General features: G+C 69.9%; 31 protein-coding genes. 11 read left to right on the top strand and 20 right to left on the bottom strand.

Translation table 11 applies throughout. The features are described from left to right. Positions 1–57 precede the first annotated feature (57 nt). The 5 genes from D8896_RS00900 to thpR all read right to left on the bottom strand — a co-directional run bounded on the left by D8896_RS00900 (position 58) and on the right by thpR (position 2,316). On the bottom strand, positions 58–723 hold the full coding sequence (locus tag D8896_RS00900) for a translation initiation factor IF-6 (RefSeq protein WP_121820192.1): 666 nt from the start codon (positions 721–723) through the stop codon (positions 58–60). 2 nt (positions 724–725) lie between these two features. Continuing rightward, a complete protein-coding gene (locus tag D8896_RS00895; RefSeq protein WP_121820191.1) occupies positions 726–1,004 on the bottom strand; it encodes a 50S ribosomal protein L31e in 279 nt (92 codons plus the stop codon). Next, positions 1,004–1,156, bottom strand: coding sequence for a 50S ribosomal protein L39e (locus tag D8896_RS00890; RefSeq protein WP_121816662.1), 153 nt, complete (start codon positions 1,154–1,156; stop codon positions 1,004–1,006). The genes D8896_RS00895 and D8896_RS00890 overlap by 1 nt, the downstream gene beginning before the upstream one ends. Positions 1,157–1,230: 74 nt before the next feature. Beyond that, entirely contained in the window at positions 1,231–1,716 is a 486-nt protein-coding gene (locus D8896_RS00885) for a hypothetical protein (RefSeq protein WP_121820190.1), read from the bottom strand. Between the two features lie 42 nt (positions 1,717–1,758). Then, positions 1,759–2,316, bottom strand: a complete 558-nt coding sequence (gene thpR / locus D8896_RS00880) for an RNA 2',3'-cyclic phosphodiesterase (protein WP_121820189.1) — start codon at positions 2,314–2,316, stop codon at positions 1,759–1,761. 364 nt (positions 2,317–2,680) lie between these two features. Here thpR and D8896_RS00875 point away from each other — a divergent pair, with 364 nt between their 5' ends. Both D8896_RS00875 and D8896_RS00870 read left to right on the top strand, forming a co-directional pair. Next, positions 2,681–3,409 (top strand): tetratricopeptide repeat protein, encoded by a 729-nt coding sequence (locus D8896_RS00875; protein WP_121820188.1) that lies wholly within the window; start codon positions 2,681–2,683, stop codon positions 3,407–3,409. Next, complete coding sequence (locus tag D8896_RS00870; protein ID WP_121820187.1) at positions 3,406–3,699, top strand: DUF424 domain-containing protein; 294 nt, start codon at positions 3,406–3,408, stop codon at positions 3,697–3,699. Before D8896_RS00875 ends, D8896_RS00870 begins: the two co-directional genes overlap by 4 nt. Here D8896_RS00870 and D8896_RS00865 read toward each other — a convergent pair whose 3' ends face one another. From D8896_RS00865 to D8896_RS00855, 3 genes are read right to left on the bottom strand one after another with little or no spacing between them, the layout of a single operon-like run. Beyond that, positions 3,700–3,891: a hypothetical protein gene (locus tag D8896_RS00865; RefSeq protein ID WP_121820186.1), complete on the bottom strand. Its 192-nt coding sequence runs from the start codon at positions 3,889–3,891 to the stop codon at positions 3,700–3,702. It lies immediately after the preceding gene. Positions 3,892–3,922: 31 nt separating this feature from the next. Beyond that, on the bottom strand, positions 3,923–4,795 hold the full coding sequence (locus D8896_RS00860) for an ABC transporter permease subunit (protein WP_121820185.1): 873 nt from the start codon (positions 4,793–4,795) through the stop codon (positions 3,923–3,925). 55 nt (positions 4,796–4,850) lie between these two features. Then, positions 4,851–5,825, bottom strand: a complete 975-nt coding sequence (locus D8896_RS00855; RefSeq protein ID WP_121820184.1) for an ABC transporter ATP-binding protein — start codon at positions 5,823–5,825, stop codon at positions 4,851–4,853. Positions 5,826–5,959: 134 nt separating this feature from the next. Here D8896_RS00855 and D8896_RS00850 point away from each other — a divergent pair, with 134 nt between their 5' ends. Next, on the top strand, positions 5,960–7,207 hold the full coding sequence (locus D8896_RS00850) for an aminotransferase class V-fold PLP-dependent enzyme (protein WP_121820183.1): 1,248 nt from the start codon (positions 5,960–5,962) through the stop codon (positions 7,205–7,207). A 34-nt stretch (positions 7,208–7,241) separates the two neighbouring features. Here D8896_RS00850 and D8896_RS00845 read toward each other — a convergent pair whose 3' ends face one another. Then, positions 7,242–8,840 (bottom strand): LVIVD repeat-containing protein, encoded by a 1,599-nt coding sequence (locus D8896_RS00845; protein WP_121820182.1) that lies wholly within the window; start codon positions 8,838–8,840, stop codon positions 7,242–7,244. A gap of 113 nt (positions 8,841–8,953) precedes the next feature. Between D8896_RS00845 and D8896_RS00840 the strand changes: the two genes are divergently transcribed. From D8896_RS00840 to D8896_RS00830, 3 genes are all read left to right on the top strand, one after another. Continuing rightward, positions 8,954–9,946 carry an aldo/keto reductase gene (locus tag D8896_RS00840; protein ID WP_121820181.1) on the top strand — a complete coding sequence of 331 codons (993 nt, stop codon included), beginning with the start codon at positions 8,954–8,956 and terminating at the stop codon, positions 9,944–9,946. Between the two features lie 84 nt (positions 9,947–10,030). Next, positions 10,031–10,459: a Fe-S cluster assembly sulfur transfer protein SufU gene (sufU, locus tag D8896_RS00835; protein ID WP_121820180.1), complete on the top strand. Its 429-nt coding sequence runs from the start codon at positions 10,031–10,033 to the stop codon at positions 10,457–10,459. Positions 10,460–10,521: 62 nt separating this feature from the next. Next, positions 10,522–11,172, top strand: a complete 651-nt coding sequence (locus D8896_RS00830; protein WP_121820179.1) for a CRISPR-associated protein Cas4 — start codon at positions 10,522–10,524, stop codon at positions 11,170–11,172. A gap of 61 nt (positions 11,173–11,233) precedes the next feature. Here the strand turns inward: D8896_RS00830 and D8896_RS00825 are convergent, their stop codons facing one another. The 3 genes from D8896_RS00825 to D8896_RS00815 form a co-directional block, all read right to left on the bottom strand. Next, positions 11,234–11,812, bottom strand: a complete 579-nt coding sequence (locus tag D8896_RS00825; RefSeq protein ID WP_121820178.1) for an L-threonylcarbamoyladenylate synthase — start codon at positions 11,810–11,812, stop codon at positions 11,234–11,236. 85 nt (positions 11,813–11,897) lie between these two features. Next, entirely contained in the window at positions 11,898–12,404 is a 507-nt protein-coding gene (locus D8896_RS00820) for a redoxin domain-containing protein (protein WP_121820177.1), read from the bottom strand. Then, complete coding sequence (locus D8896_RS00815; protein ID WP_121820176.1) at positions 12,404–12,670, bottom strand: glutaredoxin family protein; 267 nt, start codon at positions 12,668–12,670, stop codon at positions 12,404–12,406. The genes D8896_RS00820 and D8896_RS00815 overlap by 1 nt, the downstream gene beginning before the upstream one ends. Before the next feature lie 142 nt (positions 12,671–12,812). Between D8896_RS00815 and D8896_RS00810 the strand changes: the two genes are divergently transcribed. After that, positions 12,813–14,201, top strand: a complete 1,389-nt coding sequence (locus tag D8896_RS00810; protein WP_121820175.1) for a hemolysin family protein — start codon at positions 12,813–12,815, stop codon at positions 14,199–14,201. Positions 14,202–14,205: 4 nt separating this feature from the next. On the opposite strand, the gene D8896_RS00805 is transcribed toward D8896_RS00810, so the two are convergent. The 3 genes from D8896_RS00805 to D8896_RS00795 all read right to left on the bottom strand — a co-directional run bounded on the left by D8896_RS00805 (position 14,206) and on the right by D8896_RS00795 (position 16,555). Continuing rightward, the gene (locus D8896_RS00805) at positions 14,206–15,396 is read right to left on the bottom strand and encodes an inorganic phosphate transporter (protein ID WP_121820174.1); all 1,191 of its coding nucleotides are present in this window, start codon (positions 15,394–15,396) and stop codon (positions 14,206–14,208) included. 184 nt (positions 15,397–15,580) lie between these two features. After that, complete coding sequence (locus D8896_RS00800; RefSeq protein ID WP_121820173.1) at positions 15,581–16,285, bottom strand: DUF5828 family protein; 705 nt, start codon at positions 16,283–16,285, stop codon at positions 15,581–15,583. 63 nt (positions 16,286–16,348) lie between these two features. Continuing rightward, the gene (locus D8896_RS00795; protein ID WP_121820172.1) at positions 16,349–16,555 is read right to left on the bottom strand and encodes a hypothetical protein; all 207 of its coding nucleotides are present in this window, start codon (positions 16,553–16,555) and stop codon (positions 16,349–16,351) included. Positions 16,556–16,669: 114 nt separating this feature from the next. Here D8896_RS00795 and D8896_RS00790 point away from each other — a divergent pair, with 114 nt between their 5' ends. Further along, on the top strand, positions 16,670–17,038 hold the full coding sequence (locus D8896_RS00790; protein WP_121820171.1) for a cupin domain-containing protein: 369 nt from the start codon (positions 16,670–16,672) through the stop codon (positions 17,036–17,038). A 33-nt stretch (positions 17,039–17,071) separates the two neighbouring features. Here the strand turns inward: D8896_RS00790 and D8896_RS00785 are convergent, their stop codons facing one another. After that, positions 17,072–17,482 (bottom strand): SRPBCC family protein, encoded by a 411-nt coding sequence (locus D8896_RS00785; RefSeq protein WP_121820170.1) that lies wholly within the window; start codon positions 17,480–17,482, stop codon positions 17,072–17,074. A gap of 54 nt (positions 17,483–17,536) precedes the next feature. Here D8896_RS00785 and upp point away from each other — a divergent pair, with 54 nt between their 5' ends. Both upp and D8896_RS00775 read left to right on the top strand, forming a co-directional pair. Continuing rightward, positions 17,537–18,211, top strand: coding sequence for a uracil phosphoribosyltransferase (gene upp / locus D8896_RS00780; protein ID WP_121820169.1), 675 nt, complete (start codon positions 17,537–17,539; stop codon positions 18,209–18,211). 33 nt (positions 18,212–18,244) lie between these two features. Further along, complete coding sequence (locus tag D8896_RS00775; protein WP_121820168.1) at positions 18,245–18,448, top strand: DUF7569 family protein; 204 nt, start codon at positions 18,245–18,247, stop codon at positions 18,446–18,448. A gap of 135 nt (positions 18,449–18,583) precedes the next feature. Here the strand turns inward: D8896_RS00775 and D8896_RS00770 are convergent, their stop codons facing one another. The 3 genes from D8896_RS00770 to D8896_RS00760 form a co-directional block, all read right to left on the bottom strand. Beyond that, positions 18,584–19,183 carry an IMPACT family protein gene (locus tag D8896_RS00770; protein ID WP_121820167.1) on the bottom strand — a complete coding sequence of 200 codons (600 nt, stop codon included), beginning with the start codon at positions 19,181–19,183 and terminating at the stop codon, positions 18,584–18,586. Continuing rightward, positions 19,183–19,716: a hypothetical protein gene (locus D8896_RS00765; protein ID WP_121820166.1), complete on the bottom strand. Its 534-nt coding sequence runs from the start codon at positions 19,714–19,716 to the stop codon at positions 19,183–19,185. The genes D8896_RS00770 and D8896_RS00765 overlap by 1 nt, the downstream gene beginning before the upstream one ends. 80 nt (positions 19,717–19,796) lie before the next feature. Continuing rightward, positions 19,797–20,300, bottom strand: a complete 504-nt coding sequence (locus D8896_RS00760; RefSeq protein ID WP_121820165.1) for an amino acid-binding protein — start codon at positions 20,298–20,300, stop codon at positions 19,797–19,799. 105 nt (positions 20,301–20,405) lie between these two features. Between D8896_RS00760 and D8896_RS00755 the strand changes: the two genes are divergently transcribed. Next, positions 20,406–22,964 carry a PAS domain S-box protein gene (locus tag D8896_RS00755; protein ID WP_121820164.1) on the top strand — a complete coding sequence of 853 codons (2,559 nt, stop codon included), beginning with the start codon at positions 20,406–20,408 and terminating at the stop codon, positions 22,962–22,964. A 42-nt stretch (positions 22,965–23,006) separates the two neighbouring features. On the opposite strand, the gene D8896_RS00750 is transcribed toward D8896_RS00755, so the two are convergent. Then, positions 23,007–23,342: a hypothetical protein gene (locus tag D8896_RS00750; RefSeq protein WP_121820163.1), complete on the bottom strand. Its 336-nt coding sequence runs from the start codon at positions 23,340–23,342 to the stop codon at positions 23,007–23,009. Between the last annotated feature and the right edge of the window lie 25 nt (positions 23,343–23,367).

Below are 23,367 nucleotides of genomic sequence, written 5' to 3'. Positions count from 1 at the left end.
TTCCTACCTGTGCCGGCGAGGAAACGGAACTGTGGCCCGCCGACCGCCGGACGGCGTTCAGTCGATGTAGCCGAGCGCGTCCTCGATGCGCCCGAGTTCGGGACCGGTGGTGTCGTCGCCGGCGACGTAGCCGTGGGCGTTGGCGACGAGGCCGGAGCCGACCAGCGGCGCGCCGTAGTTGATCGTGCCGATGTCGGCGTGAACGTCGAGCAGGTCCTCCAAAAAGTCCAGTTCGCCGTCGGTCGTTTTCGGGTGACAGAGCACGCCGTCGTTCGTCGCGACGGCGGCGGTGCCGACGGTGCGGACGCCGGCGAGTTCGCCGCGCTCGACCGGCACGCCGAGCGCGTCCGCCACGGTGTCGACGGCCTCGTCTGAGAGGTCCGGATGGACGTACGCGCCGGCGTCGTTGGCCAGCACGACGTTCCCGACGGAGTTGAGCCGGGAGGGCAGCTCCGTGACGGGCACGTCGACGGCGTCCTCGATCCGCTCGCGCTCGATCTCCCGGAGCTGGCGGCTGACGAGCAGCCCGTTCGCGTTGCCGGCGACGAGCGCGCCGACCGTGCTCGACCCGCCGACGGTCGTCGGGACGGCCGGCACGTCGAGTTCGTCCTCGATGTCGCTCACGAGGGCGTCGGGGGTGTCGGGGCGGATCAGCAGACACTGGTCAGTCGCGCGTGCGAACACACCGACGTACGACGACCCGGAAAACGCGGCGCGGAGCAAAGTTACTCGGCGTACTCTGCCTCGACGACGCCCCGCCCCTCCTCGTCGAAGCGGGCGGCGCGGACGCGGAGCTTGCTCGGCGGGTTCTTGCGGCCCTGCGACCAGACGGCCTCGTTGATCGAGGGGTCAAGCCGCACGTCCTCCTCCTCGACGGAGAAGTGCTGGGCGAGGTGCTCGCGGACGAGCGTCATCGCCTTGTCGGCGCGCTTGTGCTTTGCCTCGGCCTTCGCGTCGCGCAGCGGAACGGTGACGACCCGCTCCTCGAAGTCGCTGGCGCTCATTATTCGTCGGTGTCGTTACGCCGCCAGTTGCGCCGCTTGGGGTTTCGCTGGACCTCCATGTCCGTCTTCATCATGACCCAGGCGGGCACCCGGCTGTTCTGGTTCTCGAGCTTCGCGAGCCGCTTTTTCTTGGCCTTCGATTTCTTACCCATAGTGGCCCCATCTACCCCACGCCCGCTTAAAATCTTGTTCCTTTGCAGTCGGGCGGTGCGGGACGGCACGTCCGTCAGTCGTCGAATCGGACGACGAGCCGGACCGTCTCGTTCGCGTAGCGGACGTAGTACCCGTAGCCGCCGTCCTCGTGGACGGGCAACGAAGAGAGGACATCGGCCACGGCCTCGGCCTCGCCCGGCGGGAGTGGCTCGGCGTAGCTTTCGTTGTACTCGTCGTCGGTGGTCGCCATCTCGACCGCGTAGTCGATCCGGCCGTCGGAGACGTTCGCCTCGTCGTAGTCGGCCACGTCGGCGTCCGTCGGCGGATCGTCGACGACGGTGGCGATGAGTTGGCCGCCGCGGTCGTCGTTCACCTGCATCGCGGTCGTCGTCCGCGCGGTTGTCACCGCGTCCGTCGCCATCCCTGTCGTCCCGGGTGCGGAGTGTACGGGTTCGTCCGTCGTCACGCCCGCGGTCGTCGCCCCGTCAGTCGGGAGACCCACGCATCCCGCGGACACCGCAAGGAGGACGAGCAGCGCGGTGTGATGTTTCGTTCGCACGGCTCGTCCGTGAAACCCCCGTGCCAAATGCTTTCCGCCGCCTCACAGCGGGAACGACTCGACCGTCGAGTACTCCGGCCCGTCGTCGGTCAGGACGCTCTCGGTGAGGCGCACCTCGTCGACGACCATCTCGCCCACCGTCGGGTGGCGGTTCTCCACGACCTCCTGCACCTGCTCTTTGCCGCCCGCGTGCTCCATCCGGGCGAGCGTGACGTGCGGGGTGAAGTCGTGGTCCTCCGGGTCGAAGCCGACCGCCGTCGTCTCCGCCTCGATCCCCTCGTGGAGCGCCGCCAGTTCGTCGCTGCCGACCTCGACGCCGAGCCACACGACGCTGATGTAATCGAGGTGCGGGAACACGCCAAGGCCGGCGAATCGCGCCGGGAACGAGCCCGAGACCTCGGCGGCGTCGACCCCGCGCTCGACGGCCGCGGTCACCTCGTCCAGTCGCGACTCGTCGACCTCGCCGAGGAACTTCATCGTGATGTGGGCCTGCTCGGGGTCGGTGAAGTTCAGCCCGCTCGCACCCTCGAACAGTTCCTGTCCCTCCCGGACCGCGTCCGCGAGATCGTCGGGCAGGTCGACGCTGACGAACAGTCGCATGGCGGCGGTACGGCCGCGCAGGGCTTGAAAGTACGCCGCGCGGACCGGTTTGGTTGCAACCGATGTGGTTACCGGATCGGTGACCAAACCGACGGCCTACAACGCTCGGCCGACATTGCCAACTGGCCGCGCTGGCGTGCGCGAGGCCCTGCCGAGCGCCGCCAGCGGACGGGGAAGGGCAGGCGCTCGGAGCGTGTCGCGGCGACCGCCGCGACTCGCGCAGACTAGCGGGCCTGGACCGACGCCCGAGGCGGAGCCGAGGGCGTCGTGGAGGACATAGAAAGGGCGACGAAATCGCCGCCAGGCGATTTCGAGGGCTTTCTCGTTCGTAGGGCTTAACCACACTCCCGGCGTATCGACGGCCATGACTGACGAACGCGACGACCACCAGTTCTCCGAGGGGCAGGGCTTTGGCGACCCCTACGACGAGTTCGACCTCGACCCGCCGGAACTCGACGTGGACCCGGACAAGGTCGACCCCGTCGACTCGCGGGTCGTGTCGGACCTGCTCGACGAGTCAGCCATGGCCGACGACCAGGTCGACGCCGATTCGCTTGTCGACGTGGGGCTGGAGTACGTCCGGATCAACCGCTACGAGCAGGCGACCGACGCGTTCGAGCGCGCGGCCCGCTTCGCCGACGACGAGTCGGTCGAGCAGGAGGCCTGGACGAACAAGGGCGCGGCCCACGCCGAACTGGAGGAGTGGGACGCCGCCATCGGCGCGTACCGCGAGGCGCTGTCGATCGACGACTCCAGCGAGCACGCCGCCAGCGCGGAGACGAACCTCGCGTACGCGCTGTGGGAGTCCGGGCGGAGCGAGCAGGCGCTGGAGCACGCCGAGCGCGCCGTCGAGATCGACGAGCGGTTCGCGCAGGCGTGGTACAACCGCGGCTTCTTCCTGCTGGAGCGCGGGCTGGCCGAGGACGCGCTGAACAGCATCGACAACGCGATCCGGCTGGGGATGCGCAACGCCGCCGTGCTGGACGAGAAGGCCCGCGCGCTGGAGGAGCTGGGCGAGTACGACCGCGCCGAGGAGATCGTCGAGGAGGCCGAGGAGCTACGCAAGGAGGCCGAGCAGGAGCTGGTAGAGTGATCGTCAACGAGCGCGAGACGGAGGAAGGACTGCTCGTCGCCGTCTGCGACGACGGGCTCATCGGCGAGACGTTCGAGGAGGGCGAAGTGTCGCTCACCGTCAGCGAGGAGTTCTACGGCGGCGAGCGCGTCGACGAGGCGACCGTCGTCGACAGCCTCGCCCGCGCGACGGTCGCCAACATCGTCGGCCGCGACGCCGTCGAACTGGCGATCGACGAGGGGTTCGTCGACGAGCGGAACGTCCTCGAAGTGGAGTCGACGCTGCACGCGCAGTTGCTGTCGCTGGGCTGATTAGTCGTCCTTCGGCGGGCCGGTGATCGAGACGTTCACGAGCACGATGCCGAGCAGCGACGCCGCCGTCACGGCGATGCCGACGACGAAGAGACCGCTGTCGAACGCCAGGGCCGCCACGGTGTGAAAGACGCCGGCGAAGGCGACACCGAGCAACAGGAGGCTCACGCCGAACGAACGTTTCGTCGCCATACCGCCCCTGAGGGCGGGAACGGCATAAGCCTCACCCGAGGTCGGCCGCCCGGAACCGCAGGTAGCCGACCGTCATCGGGGCGACGAACCACGCGACCAGCACCGCGACGGCCGACCACGGTTCGAGGTAGAACGGGAGGTCGCCAGGGACGGCAGTCGACAGCTCGCTACTCGGCACAGTCGGGATGCCGACGCCGTACTGGAACAGCACCGGGAACACGTCCCGCCCGGTCAGCTCCGTCGCCACGACGGCAAAGGCCTGCATCGGGTTGAGCCGTTCGAGCAGGAGATACGGCCCCTCGATCGGGAGCGACGGCGCGCCGTCGTTCGCGAAGTAGTAGACGCCCGCCGTCAGCAGCTTCCAGAACCCGATGAACACGATGTACGTCCCGACGGTCGCCGCCATCGCCCGGCCACGGGAGGCCGACGCCGCGGAGACGCCGACGGCGATGCCGACGAACGCGAGGCCGAGCAGCAGCGTCGCGACCAGCAGGCCGCCCAGCGCGGCGAGGGGGAGGGCACCGAACAGCGCCAGCGAGAGCAGGGCGGCGACGGCGAAGCCGGTCAGGACGGCCACCGCGACGACGCCGCTGCGCCCGACGAGTTTCCCGAACACGATGTCGCCGCGCGTCGGGGGCAGGCCGAGCAGAAGCTTGATGCTGCCCGAGCGGCGCTCGCCGACGACCGCCATGTAGCCGACGATCAGCGCCGAGATCGGTACCAGCACCTGCAGCGGCAGGGAGAGGAACCCGACCATCGCCTCGGCGGTGGTGTCGTGACCCCAGTTCCACACCGCCACGTAGCCGACGGCGATCAGCACGGCGAGCAGGCCGGTCAGCGACCAGAGCATCCGCGAGCGGAGCGCGTCCTCGAAGTCCTTCCGGGCGACGACGGAGACGCTCATGCGACCACCTCCGGACCGTCGGCCCGGCGTCCCCGCACTCGCTCGCCGTGCTCGCTCATGCGACCACCTCCGCCTCGCGGCGGTCAGCGTCGGCGTCGCCCGTCGACGCGTCGGCGGCCGTCCCGTCGCCGGTCAGCCGCGCGAACAGCTCGTCGATGTCGTGGTCCTGGACGTCGATGTCGCGCACGGTCGCGCCGGCCTCCTCGACGCGGTTTATCGCCGTCGCCTTCGCCGCCGGGTCGGTACAGCGCACGGAGAGCAGGTCGCCGTCGCGGTCGACGCCGCTGACGCCGTCGAGGTCGGGCAGCCGCTCGACCGCGCGCTCGGGGACCGAGTCGAGCGTCAGGTCGAGGCGGGCGTCGCTCCCGAACTGCTCGTTCAGCTCCGACAGCGTGCCGACGGCGACGAGTTCGCCCTCGCTCATGACCCCGACGCGGTCACAGACCGCCTCGACGTGTTCGAGGATGTGGCTGGAGAAGAACACGGTCGTCCCGCGCTCGGCCTCCGCCCGGACCAGTTCCTGCATCTCGTTGATGCCGGTCGGGTCCAGCCCCGACGACGGCTCGTCCATGACCAGCAGGTCGGGGTCGCCGACCAGCGCCATGCCGAAGGCGAGGCGCTGGCGCATCCCCTTCGAGTAGTCGCCGGCGACCCGCCCGGCGTCGTCGCCGCCGAGGCCGACCCGTTCGAGGATCGCGTCAGGGTCGCCGTCGATCCCCTTCGCACGCATGGCGAAGCGGACGTGCTTGCGCCCGGTCAGCCGGTTGTACAGGTCGAATCCCTCCGGGAGCACGCCGACGCGCTCGTGGACCCGCTTGGACTCGGCCTGCGCGTCGTGGCCGAGCACCGTCGCCGACCCGTCGGTGGGGCGGACGAAGTCCAGCAGCATGTTGATCGTCGTCGACTTCCCCGCGCCGTTGGGGCCGAGGAAGCCGAACACCTCGCCCTCGTCGACGGCGAGGCTCACGTCGTCGACCGCGACGAGGTCGCCGAACCGCTTCGTCAGGCCGTCGGTTTCGATGGCAGTCATCTCGGTTCGAACGGGTGTGGCCGCCCTATTAGAGGGGGCCAGCGGGTCGCCGAGTCCGCAACGCGTGGAAAGATATTTATTTGCGACCGGGCGGACCGAAGGAGTGTTCTGCCTCCAGACCGTCCTTTCGCCCAATGGAAACCAGCGAGTCCGCGCCGCTCGACGTGGCGTCGATACGGGAGGAGTACCCGATCCTCCAGCGGGAGTTCGACGGCGATCAGGTGGCGTATCTCGACAACGCCGCGACGACCCAGACCCCCGACCGGGTGGTCGACGCGATCGCCGACTACTACCGGACGACGAACGCGAACGTCCACCGCGGCATCCACCACCTGAGCCAGGAGGCCTCGCTCGCCTACGAGGAGGCCCACGACAAGGTGGCCGAGTTCGTCGGGGCCAGCGGCGGCCGCGAGGAACTGGTGTTCACGAAAAACACAACCGAGGCGGAGAACCTGGTCGCTTTCGCCTGGGGGCTGAACGAACTCGGTCCCGGCGACGAGATCGTGACGACGGAGATGGAGCACCACGCGTCGCTGGTGACGTGGCAGCAGATCGGCAAGCGCACCGGCGCGGACGTGAAGTACATCCGGGTCACCGAGGACGGCCGCCTCGACATGGACCACGCTGCGGAGCTGATCACCGACGACACCGAACTCGTCAGCGTCGTCCACGTCTCGAACACGCTCGGCACGGTCAACCCGGTCGGCGACATCGCCGACATCGCCCACGACCACGACGCGTACGCCTTCGTCGACGGCGCGCAGGCCGTGCCGAACCGCCCGGTCGACGTGGAGGCGATCGACGCCGACTTCTACGCCTTCTCCGGGCACAAGATGGCCGGGCCGACGGGGATCGGCTGCCTGTACGGCAAGCAGGAACTGCTGGCGGAGATGGAGCCGCACTACTACGGCGGCGGGATGATCCGGAAGGTCACGTTCGAGGACTCGACGTGGGCCGACGTGCCCTGGAAGTTCGAGGCCGGGACGCCCGTCATCGCGCAGGGCGTCGGGCTGGCCGAGGCCGTCGACTACACCGAGGACATCGGGGTCGAACGGATCCAGCGCCACGAGGCCGAACTCACCGAGTACGCCTACGACAGGCTCTCCGAGCACGACGACGTGGAGCTGTACGGCCCGCCGCCGGGCCCGGAGCGCGGCGGCCTCGTCTCGTTCAACCTGGAGGGGGTCCACGCCCACGACCTCGCCAGCATCTGCAACGACTTCGCCGTCGCCGTCCGCGCGGGCGACCACTGCACCCAGCCGCTCCACGACAAGCTGGGGGTCCCGGCGTCCGTCCGGGCCTCGTTCTACGTGTACAACACCCGCGAGGAGGTCGACCGGCTGGTCGAGGCGATCGACGCCGCGCGGGAGCTGTTCGCGTAGCGTCGCCGAAGCGACCGACCCCGACCGCCGCCCGCTACTCCTCGTCGCCGTTCGCGTACCGCCACAGCCCGAGGCCGCCGCCGACCAGCGCCGTGAGCGCTCCGAACCCGGGCTGGCCGCCGGCGTCGCTGTCGCCGTCACCGCCGTCGTCGCCGGACCCCTCGTCGGGCGTCGTGTCGCCGCCGGCGGTCGTCCCGTCGCCGGTTGTGGCGGTCGTACCGCCCGTCGCCGTGGTGGTCGGCGGTGCGGTCGTCGTGGCCGGTGCAGTCGTCGTGTCGGCCGTCGTTGTCGTGGTCGTCTCGGGCGCGCCCCCGCCGGCGTCCTCCGGCTCCGGGAACGCGCGGCGCTCCATCGTCCGCGCGTCCTTCGCGTTCTCGCCGTCCGGTTCGGGGAACACGTACAGTTTCGCGCCGGCTCCGTTCTGTCGCTGTTCGCGGGAGTTGCTCGGGTTCTGATAGCTCCCGGCGACGAACCCCTCCTCGAGCGGCGTGGCGCTCCAGAAGGAGGTCGACGACGGGTCGCGCCACTCGCCCAGCAGCTGCGGCGATCCGAGGTCGCTCACGTCGAAGACGCGGACGCCGCCGCCGTACCACGAGGTGTACAGCCGGTCGCCGTCGACGCCGAAGTTGTGGGAGGTCCAGCCGCTCCCGTCGATCTCGGGGCTGGGCTGGGGCGGCCGGAGGACGGTCCGCAGCGTCGGGTCCTCCGCGCCGTCCCACAGTTCGATCCCGCCGGGGCCACCGTCGGTCTCTGTATCCTCGCGGTTCCAGGCCTCCTTGCCGACGAACAGCACGGAGGCGTCGCCGTTGGGCTGGACGTAGTGGCTGTTGCCCGGGAGCTCGAAGAACTCCGGCGTCGGATTGCGTCCCAGCGATTCGAGGTACGCGGGGTCGTGGCCGCCGACGTGGGTCCGGGCCGTCGGGTTCGCCGGGTCCGACACGTCGACGACCCAGGTGCCGGCGTCCCAGTAGGCGACGTAAAGCGTGTCGTCCCGTCCGTACAGGTCGTGACACTGGGCGTAGTTGCGCGACACGTCGGCCCACGCGTCGTCGGCGTCGGCGGCGGACCACTCCCCGACCTTCTCGGGGTCGTCGTCGGACACGTCGTAGATCATCGCCGGCGACCCGGACAGGCCGGTGCCGGTGAGGTACAGGCGGTCGCCGTCAAGCGAGCAGTTGTGGATCCCGTGGCCGGTCGGCTCGAAGGCGACGCGCTCGGGCGACGCCGGGTCCGACACGTCGTAGAGGAACACGCCGGAGAAGTCGCTTCCGAACCCGGCGTTGGGACCGGCGACCGCGAGCCGGTCGCCCGACACCTTCACGTCCATGATGTCGTCCATCGGCCCGTCGCCGTCGTGCTCCATCCCGCGCTCCTCGTACAGCACCTCGGGGTTCGACGGGTCGCTCGCGTCCACGACGCCGAACCCGTCCGTCAGCGAACAGTAGACGGTCGACCCGTCGTCGTCGACGACGACCTCGGCGACGCCGTCGAGTTCCAGTTCGGCCGCCGGTTCGATGGTCGGCTCGGGGTCGGTCCGGGCGGCGGCGGTTCCGGCGAGCGATCCGACGACCGGCGCGGCGGCGACCGTCGACAGCACGGTTCGGCGGCTGGCGGTGGAGGGCAGCCGTTGCATGGCAACAGCTACCGTACACCGCGCCAAAAACGTTTTCGGAGCGACCTGTCGACGCGGGATCCCGTCGCGGCGTATCGATGGACTTCTTGTGATGGTCACGAAAGATCCGGCCGATGGAACTCGACTACGCCCCCCTCGGGTCGACCGGTACGCGAGTCAGCGAACTCGCCTTCGGCACGTGGCGGTTCGGCCGGGAGACGCCGAAAGGCTCGATCGAGATCGGTGAGGAACGGGCGTACGAACTGCTGAACGCCTACGAGGCGGCCGGCGGCCGCTTTATCGACACCGCCGACGTGTACGGCGACGGCAAAAGCGAGCGCTGGATCGGCAACTGGCTGGCCGACCGCGACCGCGAGGACTTCGTGATCGCCTCGAAGATCTACTGGCCGACCCGCGAGGGCGACCCCAACGGCGGCGGCCTCGGCCGGAAGCACCTCCGGCGGCAGATCGACCGCATCCTCGACCGGCTGGACACCGACTACGTCGACCTGCTGTACACCCATCGGTTCGACGACGACACGCCGGTCGAGGAGTTCATGCGCACGCTGAACGGGTTCGTCGAGGAGGGGAAGGTGAACTACCTCGGCACGTCGACGCTCGAACCGAACGGCTGGAAGGTCGCGAAGGCGAACGAGGTCGCCCGCCGGAAGGGGTACGAACCGTTCAACGTCGCCCAGCCGCGGTACAACCTGATCGACCGGGAGACGGAGGGGTCGTACCTCGACATGTGCCGGGACTACGGGATCGGCGTGGTGCCGTGGAGCCCGCTCGCGCAGGGCTTTCTCACCGGCAAGTACGAGCGCGACGCCGACCTGCCCGACGATTCGACGGCCTCCGACGGCGACCGCTGGCGCGACCACTACCTGACCGCCGACCACTTCGACGTGCTGGACGTCGTCCGGTCGGTCGCCGACGAGGTCGGCGCGACGCCGGCGCAGGTGTCGATAGCGTTCCTGATGCACCACGACGCGGTGACGGCCCCCATCGTCGGCGCGCGCACCCGCGAGCAGCTGGAGGAGAACCTCGGCGCGGCCGACGTGTCGCTGTCGGACGACCAGTTCCGCCGGCTCGCCGAGGCGAAGGGCGGCCCCTTCGCCGACGTGTAGGGTGCGTTCGCCGCCGACGCGCCCCACGGACGACCCGCTCGCTCGGAATCCTTTTCCGCGGCCCGCCCGTATCGAGCGACAACAATGGGAATGGGCTCGGACATGTACCGGCAGCAGATCCTCGACCACTACAAGAACCCCCGCAACTACGGGGAGATCGAGGACGCCACGTACACCCACGTCGGCGAGAACCCGATGTGCGGCGACGAGATCCGGATGGACGTGAAACTGGACGAGGACGACGAGACGATCGAGGCGGTCGCGTTCCGCGGCGACGGCTGTGCGATCAGTCAGGCCTCGGCGAGCATGCTCTCGGGCGAACTCCGCGGGAAGACGCTGGACGAACTCGACGAGATGGACCGCGACGACGTGATCGACATGCTCGGCGTCGACATCAGCCCGATGCGCGTGAAATGCGCCGTCCTCGCCGAGAAGGTCGCACAGGACGGCGCGGAGATCTACCGCGGCGAGAAGGACATCGACAGGACGACGACCGAGGAAGACGACGACTGACGACGCGGCCGCCGGCCGACCCCGCCACACCTTTTTGTACCGGCCCGCGGCCAACCGGGACCGTGATCCCCTTCAGCGACCTGCGGACGGCCGCGTACTGCCCGCGGAAACTGTACTACGCGCGCCGGAGCGACCGCGACCCGCCGCCGGTCGTCGCCGAGCGCCGTGACCTGGCCCACCGCTACGGCGAACTGATAGACGCACCGGACGCCGCATTCGCCGGTCTCCCGACCGAGACCACGCCGGAGCGCTACCGGCGGAACCTCCGGCGTGCCCGCGACCGGACCGACGACTGGACCGCGCTCGCCGACCCGCCGCGCCGCGACGTGCTGCTCTCGGGCCGGGAGTGCCGCGGCGTCGCGCACAAGATCATCGAGGACCCGCCCCGGCCGTCGGTCGTCTCGCCGGGGTCGCCGCCCGATGAGGGCGTGTGGGAACCCCACGCCGTCCACGCCGTCGCCGCGGCCAAGGCGCTCGCGTGGGAGCGCGAACGGCCGGTCAAGCGGGCGTACGTGGAGTACCCCGCCCACGGCATCGTCAGAACGGTGCAACTCACGACGCGCCGGAAAGCGGCGTACCGCACCGCGGTCCGCACCGTCGAGTCGCTCGACGGCCCGCCGCCGCGCCTGAACGACCGCAACAAGTGCAACCCCTGCGAGTACAGCGACGAGTGCGGCGTGAAAACGCGGACGCTCCGCTCGCTGCTGTCGTAGTCACGCCGCCGTCAGTCGGGGGCCGCTCCGCGCCGTAGCCGTCGCCGTCAGGGGCAGCCGGCTACGCCCGGAGCCACGCCTCGATCCGGTCGGCGTCCGCGCCGCGTCGGATCACCTCGTCCCGTTCGACGTCGACGACGGTGCTCTCGGTGCCGGGCGTCTCGCCGCCGTCCAGCACGACGGCGACCGAGTCGAGGAAGTCGTCGTCGAGGTCGGCGACGCGGGTGACGCTGCCCCGGCCGCTCACGTTCGCGCTCGTCGCCGTCAGCGGGCCCGCTTCGGCGAGCAGCTCGCGTGCAAGGTCGTGGTCCGGGATCCGGATCCCCACGCGGTCCCGGCCGGCGGTGAGCGCGTCCGGCACGTCGTCGGTTCGCTCGCAGACCACCGTCACCGAGCCGGGGAGGAACTCGCGCATGAACCGCTCCGCGCGCTCGGTCGGGCGGACGTACGACAGCGCGGCGTCCACGTCCGGCACGCCGAGCGACAGCGGCTTCGACCGGTCCCGTCCCTTCGCCGCGAACGCGCGCTCGACTGCGTCGGGGTCCAGCGCGTCCGCGCCGAGCCCGTACACCGTCTCGGTCGGGTAGACGACCAGATCGCCGTTCCTGACGGCCTCGGCGGCGGTCGACACGTCGCTCATGGCCGAACGTGGCCGCCGTCGGGCAAAAAGCGTGTCGTCACGGGCAGGGCGGTGGGAGGCGGGAGCGCGGTGCAACGCCGCCGGATCAGCGCGACTCGATGGCGGCCTCGACCTCGTCGTAGTCGGGGAACGCGGGCCACTCGTCAGCGACCCACGCGTACTCGACGGTGCGGTCCCCATCGAGCAGGTACACCGCCGGGCGAGGTTCGGTGACCCCGGCCATGCCGTCCAGGTCGTGGGCGATCCCGTACTCGACGGCGACGGTGGCCTTCGGGTCGCTGAACAGGCGGGCGTCGATCCCCCGGTCCTCGATGAACGCCTTGTGCTCGTACGGCGACGAGATCGAGAGGCCGACGACGGTGAGGTCGTCGGTCCACCCGCGGTCGCGGATCTCGTTCCACACGTACGTCGCCGGGAACGCGCCGTCCATCGGGTGGAACACGAGCAGGGCCGGCCCGTCGTCGGCGATGTCGGACAGCGCGGCGTCCTCCCAGTACTCGTCGTTGACGAGCGGCCGGGTGAAGTCCGGGGCGGTGTCGCCCTCGTCGACGTGGTCGGTCTCGGGGAGGGAGACGACCTCGAAGTCGACCATCAGGCACCACCCCCGTCCTCGCCGTACGTCCGTTCGAGATACTCCACGATGTTGGCGCTCTCGCTCATCGTGACGCCGGTGTTCCCGTCGACGATCGCCGGGACGGTGCGCTTGCCGCTGATCCGCTTGACGACGTTGCGGTCCGAGTGCATCGGCTCGATGAACCGGGACTGGTAGTCGAGCCCGAGTTCGTCCAGCGTTCGCGTCACGCGCTCGCAGTACGGGCACGCCTGTAGCCGGTAGAACGTGATCGTCGGGTCGCTCATACCGATCAATGGGACCGGTTCGGCCGTAAGGGCTTCGCCCGCGGCAGGGCCGTGGTTCGCCGACGAGCGTGACCGTACGGTCGCCCGGCGTCCGTGCCGAGGTGACAAGAGTTAATTCCCGGGCAGGGTTAGGTGGCGGTTGATGGGTATATCCGGGCTCTCCACGGTGCGACCGTTGCAGGCACTCGAACTGTTCGGCGTCGCCGTCGACCAGTCGATGATAACGGCGATCGGTGTCGGGACCCTCGTCGTACTCATGGCGCTGTCGGCGTTTTTCTCCTCCTCGGAGATCGCCATGTTCTCGCTGGCGGCACACCGGATCGAGGCGCTCGTCGAGGAGGGGAAGCCGGGCGCGGAGACGCTCAAGGAGCTCAAATCCGACCCCCACAGGCTTCTGGTGACGATCCTCGTCGGCAACAACATCGTCAACATCGCGATGTCCTCGATCGCCACGGGGCTGCTGGGCTACTACGTCTCCCGCGGGGAGGCCGTGCTCGGGGCCACGTTCGGGATCACCGCGCTGGTCCTGCTGTTCGGCGAGAGCGCGCCCAAGTCCTACGCCGTCGAGAACACGGAGTCGTGGGCGCTCCGGATCGCCCGGCCGCTGAAGCTCTCGGAGTACTTCCTCCTGCCGCTGATCGTCACGTTCGACTACCTCACCCGCCTCGTCAACAAGGTGACCGGCGGTCGCTCGGCCATCGAGACCTCCTACGTCACCCGCGACGAGATCCAGGACATGATCGAGACCGGCGAGCGCGAGGGCGTCATCGAGGAGGACGAACGCGAGATGCTCCAGCGCATCTTCCGGTTCAACAACACGATCGCCAAGGAGGTGATGACGCCCCGCCTCGACGTGACCGGCATCCCGAAGGACGCCAGCGTCGAGGAGGCGATCCAGACCTGCGTCCAGAGCGACCACGCCCGCCTGCCGGTGTACGAGGGCAGCCTCGACAACGTCATCGGCGTCGCCCACATCCGCGACCTGGTCCGGGACCTGAACTACGGCGCGGCCGACGCCGACGACCTCGACCTCGACGACTTCATCCAGCCGACGCTGCACGTCCCCGAGTCGAAAAACGTCGACGAGCTGCTCACCGAGATGCGCGAGAACCGCATGCACATGGTGATCGTCATCGACGAGTTCGGCACCACCGAGGGGCTGGTGACGATGGAGGACATGATCGAGGAGATCGTCGGCGAGATCCTCGAGGGCGAGGAGGAAGAGCCGATCGAGTACCTCGACGACGACACCGTCCGCGTCCGCGGCGAGGTCAACATCGACGAGATCAACGACGCGCTGGAGATCGACCTGCCGGAGGGCGAGGAGTTCGAGACGATCGCCGGCTTCGTGTTCAACCGCGCCGGCCGCCTCGTGGAGGAGGGCGAGTCGATCGAGTACGACGGCGTCGAGATCACCGTCGAGCAAGTCGAGAACACCCGGATCATGAACGCCCGCCTCACCGAGATCGAAACCGAGGACGGCGAGGAACTCGACACGGATCCGGACGAGCTACAGCCCGAGGAGACGTAGCGCCCTACACGACCGCGTCGACCACGAGGAATCCGCCGTACCCCGCGACGACGGCGATCGTCAGCGAGGCGACCCACGCGAGCACGGTGAAGAGCATTTTCCGCCCGCTCACGCCGCTCCCGCCCGCGGCGTAGCCGCTGCCGATGATCGCCGAGACGATGATCTCGTTGAACGAGACGGGGATCCCGAAGAAGACCGCCGCCTGCGCGATGGCGAAGGAGGGGATCAGCGCCGCGATCGAGCGCCGCGGCCCCAGCGACGAGTAGTCCTGACTGAGCGCCTTGATCATTCGCGGCGCGCCGGTCCACGAGCCGACCAGCAGGCCGACGCCGCCGAACACCAGCACCGTTGTCAGCGGCACCACCACGGCGGACCCGGGGGAGACGAGGGGCAGCAGCGGGCCGATGGCCAGCCCGACCTGGCTCCCGCCGGCCGAGAACGCGACGAGGCCGCCGAGCACGAGCAGGAAGTGGCGCTGGCCGGCCGCCGGGTCGGCGTCGATGTCGCGGGCGAGCGCGCCGACCGCGACGAGCGCCAGCCCGACCGTGATGCCGGCGCGGGCGGCGAGGCCGCCGTCGGCGACCGTCAGCGCGAGCGTTCCGGCGATGCTCGCGGCCTCGCCCGCCGGGCCGAGCACCACGAAGTTGATGTTGGTGACGATGGCCGCGACCACCCCCGCGAGCAGCGGGATCGCGACCCGCTCGGGCACCCGTTCGTCGCGCAGCGTCTTCGCGGTGGCGTACGCGGCCCCGCCGCCGATGAAGGGCGTCAGCACCCACAGCGTGCCGATCTCGCGGTACTTCGCCCACGCCGGGTCGCCGCCCATCGCCAGCCCGACGCCGATCACCGCGCCGGTGACGGTAAACGCCGTGGCGATGGGGTAGCCCGCGAATACGCCGATCGCCACGAGCACCGCGGCGATGGTCAGCCCGACGACGGCCGCGACCGGCGACAGGGTGACGCCGCCGATCAGCTCGCGCCCGACCGCCTCGGAGACGTTCGCGCCCTGTAACACCGCGCCGGCGAAGCCGAGGATGCCGACGAAAAAGCCCGCCCGCATCACGGAGATGGCGTTCGCGCCGACCGCCGGCGCGAAGGGGGTGGAGCCGCTCGACCCGGCACCGATCGCCCAGGCCATGAACAGGCTGGCCAGTCCGGCGACAACGACCGTCGCAAGCGTCCCGGCTGCTACCATTGGCTACCGGCTACTCGGGGGTCGTACAAGTGCCTACCGTCTGCGGCACCGCGAGAACGGGCCACCGCCGCTCAGTTCGAGGATGGCTTCTTCGAGCCTTCGTCGCGGGACCGCAGATGAACTGCGGTCAGTTCGAGGATGGCTTCTTCAAAACCGCTTCGCGATCGCGGCGATGAAACGCCGCTCAGTTCGAAGACGGTTTTGACCGCTCCTCGTCCTCCGGGGCCTCCACGCCCTCGACGGCCTCGACGTTCTCGGTCTCCTTCTCGGTGTCGACGTGCCAGCGGTCGACGGTGTCCTCGTACTCCGCGAGGCGCTCGGAGACGGACTCCTTGAGGTCGTCGTCGTTGACGTTGATCTCGAAGACGAACGTCTCCTCGCCGTCGCCGTTCGTGGTGTTCTGGAGGTTCGCGCTGACGAGTTCGTTGTCGAAGTAGTACGGCGCGATCTGGGTCATCACGCGCTGGTAGACGGTGTCCTCGACCGCGCGCAGGGCCTTGCGCCCGGCGGAGTCGGCCGCGCGGGCGACGTACTCCAGGGACTCGCCCCACTTGCCGACCGCGCCCTCGCGGTCGTCGTCCTCCAGTTTCTCGTAGGACTCGGTGAGCTTCTCGCCCGCAGTCTGGATGTCCTCGTCGGGGTTCTTCCCCGCCTTCTCGCCTTTACCCTCGCCGACGCTGGCCTGCTCGGCCGTCTTCTCGCTCACGTCGGCCTCCATGCGCTCGTGGGACTTCGGCCGCCACTCGTTCCACTCGTCGAAGGCGTCGGCGTAGTCGTGGTCACCCTCGTTGACGTCCAGGTCGCGGAGCGCGCGGGTCACTCGCTCCCCGTGTTCGACCACGTCCCCCCACGTCCCTCGGATTTTGAACCCCGAGATGCTCTCTTCCATGCGCCTGGCGTCCGTACGCGCGGGAACGGTTAAACGCTTTGCGGCGATCCCCCGGTTCGAGGACTACCGGCCGTACGTCAGGCTGGTCGCGATCTCGTTGAGTCGCCGCTTGGCGCGGCCGAGCAGGACGGCGGGTTTCGCCGCCGTTCGCAGTTCGTCCTCGTCGACCTCGATCCGGTCGCCGTCGAACGGGTCGCGGTCGACCTCCGCCGCGTCGACGACCGTGGTCATGCTGCAGCGCCCACAGGCCTCGTTTTCGTCGCTGTCCATGGCTGTTCGTCAGGATCGTCCGTGCGGAATCTGTTAACCCTTTCCCGCGCGTTCAGTCCCGGCGTCCGACCGCCGCCGAAGCTGTATTGGGCCGGCGTTCCGATAGCGTCGGCCATGGGATACCAGCACGTGGTTCTGGACGACGTCGAACCGACGCCGGACCGCCCCTGCACGCGGCGGTCGATCAGCGAGACGGCCGACCTCGACAACGTCGCCGTGAACGTGTACGAACCCGAACCGGGCGAGGCGATCCCCCTGGCGTACCACTACCACGACGAGCAGGAGGAGGTGTTCTACGTCGTCGCCGGCGAACTCTCCGTCGAGACGCCCGAGGGGACCCACGTCGTCGCCGCAAACGAGGCGTTCGTCGTCGAACCGGACAGCCCGCAACGCGCGTTCGTCGCCGAGGACGCCGACGGGGCGGCGCGCGTGCTCGCCGTCGGCGCACCGGCCGTCGACGACGTCCACCCGTACGAGCCGTGAACGAGCCGTCCGCGCCGGTCGGCGCGGCGAGCGTCAGGAGAGGTCCGCCGCCAGTTCGGCGAGCGCCCGACGCAGTTCCCCCTTCCGCTTCCACGCGACGAGTCGGTCCGTGAGCGTCGACAGCGGCATCCCGCCGGCGACCGACGAGCGGGCGGTGACGCGGCTCCCCTCGTTCTCCGGCGCAACCGAGAGCGTCGTCTCCATCGCCGCCAGCGGGCCGGCGTCGCCGGCCTGTTCGTAGTACAGCCCCGCCTCCCGGCGCTCGAACCGGAGGGGGAACTCGACGCCCGCGCCGCCGACGGTCACGATCCACTCGTCGCCGCGGTCGTCGACATCTCGAACCGTGAAACTACCTTCGTACTCGACGACCGAGGCGGGCGTCAGCGCGCGCTCGACCTCGTCCGGGAACGCCTGCACGAACCGCGACACCTCGACAGTTCGCATCGTGGGGGCTTCGAACCGTTACCTTATAATCCTCGGCGAACGGTGTACCGGCCAATGACGATCGAAGACCGCGACGACGCGTACGTCGTCGACCACGCCTTGGCGAAGGACACGCTCTCACAGCTCCGGGACGTCGACACCGAGCAGGTCGCGTTCCGCAAGGGGCTGGTGAAGCTCGGCCGCCTCTGTGGCTACGAGATCATCGACGGTCGGATGGAGACCGAGTACGTCTCGATCCGGACGCCGCTGGAGGAGACGATGGGCGAGCGCGTGAAGGGACTGGACGACGTGGTCATCATCAACGTCCTGCGCGCGGCGACGCCGTTCGTCGAGGGGCTGCTCAAGGCGTTCCCCCGCGCCCGCCAGGGCGTCATCAGCGCCTCCCGCGACGAGGAGGCCGGGATGGACGACGGCGAGTTCCCCATCTCAATCGACTACGTGAAGCTGCCGGAGATCCGCGAGGAGGACACCGTCATCATCGCCGACCCGATGCTCGCGACCGGGAGCACGATGTGTGCCGTCCTCGACCACGTCATCGAGAACTCGCCGGAGCCGGAACACCTCATCGTCCTCTCGGCGGTGAGCGCGCCCGACGGCCTCCTGCGCGTCGGCGAGCAGTACCCCGAAACCGACCTGCTGACCGTCAGCATCGACGACCACCTCGACGACGACGGCTTCATCGTCCCGGGGCTGGGCGACGCCGGCGACCGCGCGTTCCGGACGACGTAAAAGGCTATTGTCACGGGGTCCCACGGCCTTCCCATGACAGATGGCTGCGACGGCTGTGGCGACCCCGTCTCCGACGCGCTCGCCCGGACGGTCCGACTGACGGTCGACCGCTCGCAGATCGACTCCCAGCGGCTCTGCCCGGAGTGTTTCGCCGACTGGATCGACCGCTACGAGACCGAGATGGGAACCGACCGTGAGGTCATCGACGACGGCGACGACGAGATCATCGTCGACTAGTTCGACGCGCGTCGAACCCCTGAGTTTCGGGTCGAACACGGGGGACTACGGCGGGACGGGCGGTCTCGATCTCCTCCCGAAACGCACCCCTTGAACGCTCAGTATCGGTCCGGAGCCGGCGGTAGCGGTACGGAGCTACTCGATCCGCGCCCGTCCGCTCGTCGCGCTCCGGATCCGGTCCCGCAGGTCGGCGGCGTCGGCGACCGGGACGGTCGCCTCGAACCGCACGTCGGCCTCGTAGGCGGCGTCGAACGCGACGCCGGCGCTTTCCAGGGTCGACCGCACGGTGCCGGAGTCGTCGTAGTCGACGGTGATGACCACCGTCTCGTGCGGCCGGCGCTCGACGACGCCGGCCGCCTCGACGGCGTCCTTGACCGCGCGCCCGTAGGCGCTCACCAGCCCGCCGACGCCGAGGTTCGTCCCGCCGTAGTAGCGCGTGACGACGACGGCGACGTTCTCCAGGTCCTCGCCCTGTAACACGTTCAGCGCGGGCTTGCCGGCCGAGCCGGACGGCTCGCCGTCGTCGCTCGAATACTCGCGGAAGGGGTCGGCCCGGACGCGGTACGCCGGCACGTTGTGCGTCGCGTCGTCGTACTCCGCGCGCACCTCGTCGACGAACGCCTCGGCCGCGTCGACGCGTTCGACCGGCGCGACGTGACCGAGAAACTCCGACCCTCGTACCTCGAAGGCGGCGGTCGCGCGGCCGTCGACGGTTCGGTAGGCGTCGTCGGCCATCAGCTCGCGTCCGCGTCGCCGACGCCCGCGCCGTCGGCGTCCGTCGCCGCGTCGTCAGCGGTCGCCCCCGAGTCGTCTGCATCCGCGTCGTCGCGGGTCAGTTCGTCGTACAGCAGCGCGACGAGCACGACCAGCAGCGACGATTCGATGACCTTCGTGAGCAGCAACCGCCAGTCGGAGACGAGGTGTTCGAACAGCGTGACGAGCGGGCTGCCGGCGTGGTGGCCGCCCTGCCAGGCGAACTGGCCGCCGTGGCCGCCGAGCACCAGCCAGCCGACGAGGTAGCCGAGCATCAGCAGGATGCCGGCCCCGTAGACGGCGTCGCGCCGGAGCCCCATGTACCACAGCGTGACGCCGAGGAAGACGGCGACGCCGGAGAGCACGAACAGGAACTGCCGGATGTCGAGAAACGGCTGCCCGGCGTCGAGATAGATCGTGAATCGGGGAAGCCCGATCATCAGGTGCAGGCCGCCGGTCAGCGCGGCGAGCAATACGCCCACCGACTCCACGGCCCCGCGTGTCCCCTTGTCCATGTCCGATCCTACCGGGGGCACGCCCAAGAGCGTTGCGAGGTGGGTCCGGCCGGCGGCCCGGTTCGGGCCCCGGGGGGTGGTCACTGCAGTTCGATCTTCCGGACGAAGTCGAGCGACCGGATGTCGTTGATGAGGTCGCCCGGGATCTCGGCGTCGGTGATGACGTAGAGCCGGGGTTCGTCGGTGAACTCGGGGTCCTCGCTGATGGTCTGCCGGATCGAGATGCCCCGGGCCGCGAGCAGGCCGGTGATCTCCGCGACGATCCCCTCCTGTTCGGCGTCGGAGACAGCGACGGTCAGGACGGTCAGGTCGAGCACCGGGGCCAGATCCATCAGGCTCGGGATCGCGGAGATGTTCTGGAAGATCCGCCGCAGTTCGTCGTCGGCGAGGATCGCGTCGGTCGTCGAGTCGACGACCCGCCGGTCCACGTCGATCTCCCGGGCGATCCCGGTGTTGGGGATCTCGATCCCCCCGGAGACCACCCGCCCCTCGTCGTTGACGGAGAAGCCCCGCTCCAGAAGCAGGCGGATCACCGCCTGCTGGCTCGGGGAGCCCTCGAACTTCTCCATGATGTCGTCGAACATGTCTCGGATCTCGGGGGAGCGTCCCTTAGTGGTGGCGGGTCCGGTAGAATCGCCGCCGGGCGAGGCCGGAGCATTGATGGTTCACCGCCGCGAGACGCCGGTAGAATGGGGGAGGCAAACGTCGTGCTGGCCGTCCGGCCCGCGGGTGACGAGCGCGCCCTGGTCCCCGAGGACGCGACCCGCCGCGTCGCCACGTCGCTCGGCGAGGTGTTCGAAGCGCTCGGCGACGGGTCGGTCGACTGCGTGGTCACCGAGTCCGACCTCGACGGGCTCGACGGGCTGGACGTGGTCGCCGCCGTTCGAGAGCACGACCCCGACGTGCCGGTCCTGCTGGTCGCCGACGAAGCGGACGGCCACGAGGCCGCCGACGCGACCCGGCTGGACGTGACCGAGTACGTCGCACGCGACGCGCTGGCGGCGAGCGAGTCCGTCGCCGACCGCGTCGCGGCCGCGATGGACGGCGAGCCGCCCGGCCCCTCGCTCGACTCCATCCGGGCGGTCGCCGAGAGCATCAGCGACGCCGTCGTCACGGTCGACGCCGACAGCACGATCGTCTTCGCCAACGAGGCGCTGAGCGACCTGACGGGGTACGAAACCGAGGCGCTCGTCGGACAGCCGCTGACGAAGCTGATCCCGGAGCGACTGCGCGAATCACACCGGGAGGGGGTGGCCCGCTACCTCGACACGGGGGAGCGACAGCTCGACTGGAACTACATCGAGCTGCCAGTCGAGCTCGCGGACGGGACCGAGCGCCCCGTCGCGGTCTCGTTCGGCGAGTTCACGCGGGACGGCGAGCGCTTTTTCACCGGCTCGCTCCGGGACATCACCGAGCGCAAGGAGCGCGAGGCGACGCTGAACGGGCTGCTCGACGCCAGCGGGTCGCTGATCGAGGCGGAGTCGGCGGCGGCCGTCGCCCGGATCGTCGCCGACGCGGTCGCCGAGGTGCTCGGGTTCGAGCCGAGCGGCGTGTACCTGCTCGACGACGCGAGCGGCGACCTGCAGCCGGCGGCGGTCACCGGGACAGCGCCGGGCTTCACCGGGCCGGACGCGCCGCCGGCGGCCGACCGTGTCGCGGCGGCGCTGGCCACAGGGGAAAGTCGGACCGTCGAGGAAACGACCGGCGCGACCCCGGAGTCGTTGCTGGTGGTGCCGCTCGGGGACCACGGCGCAGTCGTCGCGGGGGCGACGGGGGACGACCGGGACGAGGAGGCCGAACAGCTCGCGCGCCTGCTCGCCGAGAGCGCGACGGTCGCGCTGGACCGCGTCGACCGGCAGACGGAGCTGCGGCGGTTCGAGACCGTGTTCGAGACGGTCCAGGACATGCTGTACGTCGCCGACGAGAACGGGGAACTCACGCACGTCACCCCGCCGCTTGCGGACCGACTGGGGCGCGAACGGGAGGAACTCGTGGGGAGCCACGTCTCGACGGTCATCGACGGCGAGGCCGTCGAGACGGGCGAGCGTATCGTCCGGTCGCTGCTCGGGGAGCCGGACCGGGACAGCGAGACGTTCGAGACGACGCTTCTGACGGCCGAGGGCGACCCGTTCCCCGTGGAGATCGAGCTGTCGCTGCTGCCGTCCGAGGACCGGTTCGAGGGGACCGTCGGGAGCGTTCGCGACCTCTCGGCGCTGGAGCAGGCCCGGACCCGGCTCCGGGAGGAGCGGAGCCGGTTCGAGTACCTGTTCGACAACATCCCCGACGCCGTCGTCGAGGTTCGGTTCGTCGACGGCGAGCCGGTCGTCGAGTCGGTCAACCCCGCCTTCGCCGACGTGTTCGGCTACGACCCGACGACGGTGATCGGCGAGTCGATCAACGACCACATCCTGCTCCCGGACCAGCGGTCCGAGGCCGTCGAACTGGACCGCCAGTCGGAGCGACAGCGGGTCGTCCAGCGCGAGGTGCGGCGGCTCACCGCCGACGGTCCACGGCAGTTCCTCTTTCGCGGCCTGCCGTACACGGAGAACGGCGACGAGGTGTACGGCTTCGGGATCTACACGGACATCACCGAACAGCAGCTCCGGCAGCGCCAGCTACAGGTGCTCAACCGCGTCCTCCGCCACAACCTCCGGAACGACCTGACGCTCGTGGCCGGGTACGGCGAGGAGATCGCCGCACGGACGACGGACGAGACGGTCGCGGAGTACGCCGGGACGCTCGTCGAGACGGTCGAGGACCTGGTCGCGCTGAGCGACAAGGCCCGGGAGGCCGAGCAGCTGGTCGAACAGGAGGGCGACGGCACCGGCGTCGACGCCGTCGACGTGGTCCGCCGGGTGATCGACACCTTCGACCGACTGGACGGCGTCAGCATCGAGTTCGACGCCGCCGGGACCGCCAGAGTGGCCGGCGACGACCGGATCGCCGTCGCCGTCGAGAACCTGGTCGAGAACGCGGTCGAACACGGCGAGGGGACGGTTCGCGTGACGGTCGACCCCGACGGCGAGCGCGTCGCGGTCCGCGTGGCCGACGACGGGCCGGGCATCCCCGAGCACGAGCAGGCGGTCGTCACCGGCGACGCCGAGATCACGCAGCTCCAGCACGCCAGCGGGCTGGGGCTGTGGCTCGTCGCGTGGATCGCCGACATCTACGGCGGGCACGTCGAGTTCGACGAGAGCGCGCGCGGCGGTGCCGTCGTCTCGCTGGTCCTGCCGCGGCTGGACGACTGACGCGTTTGCGTCCGCCAGCTACCTGACTGCGACACGTCGCGGTCAGACGCCGTCCCGCCCGGAGGGGACGCGACGGTCCAGCCAGCGCCGGAGGTCGCGGGCGAACAGCCGCAGGCCCTCGCGCCGCGTCAGCGTCGTCGCGTCGGTGGGGGACCGGACGACCGCGATGAGCGACCACATCGTCCCCGCGGCGAACGCGCCGGCCGCGGAGAACGGCATGCCGAGCGTCGAGAACGTCACGCCGTACACCAGCCCGATCGCCATGGAGGGGAGGCTGGTGCCGAGGGGTACCTGCGCGTCGGCGTCGCGGAGCGTGGGCGCGAGAAAGACGATCGAGAGGGAGCTGCCGGCCATGAACACGAGGTCCTGCCACATCACGGTTCGGACACCCCCGTTTCGGGTG

Origin of the sequence: Halostella salina, assembly GCF_003675855.1 — an archaeon.
Classification (GTDB): domain Archaea; phylum Halobacteriota; class Halobacteria; order Halobacteriales; family Natronoarchaeaceae; genus Halostella; species Halostella salina.
The sequence above is the reverse complement of the archived record's forward strand: the minus strand, read 5'-3'. Positions and strand labels throughout refer to the sequence as shown.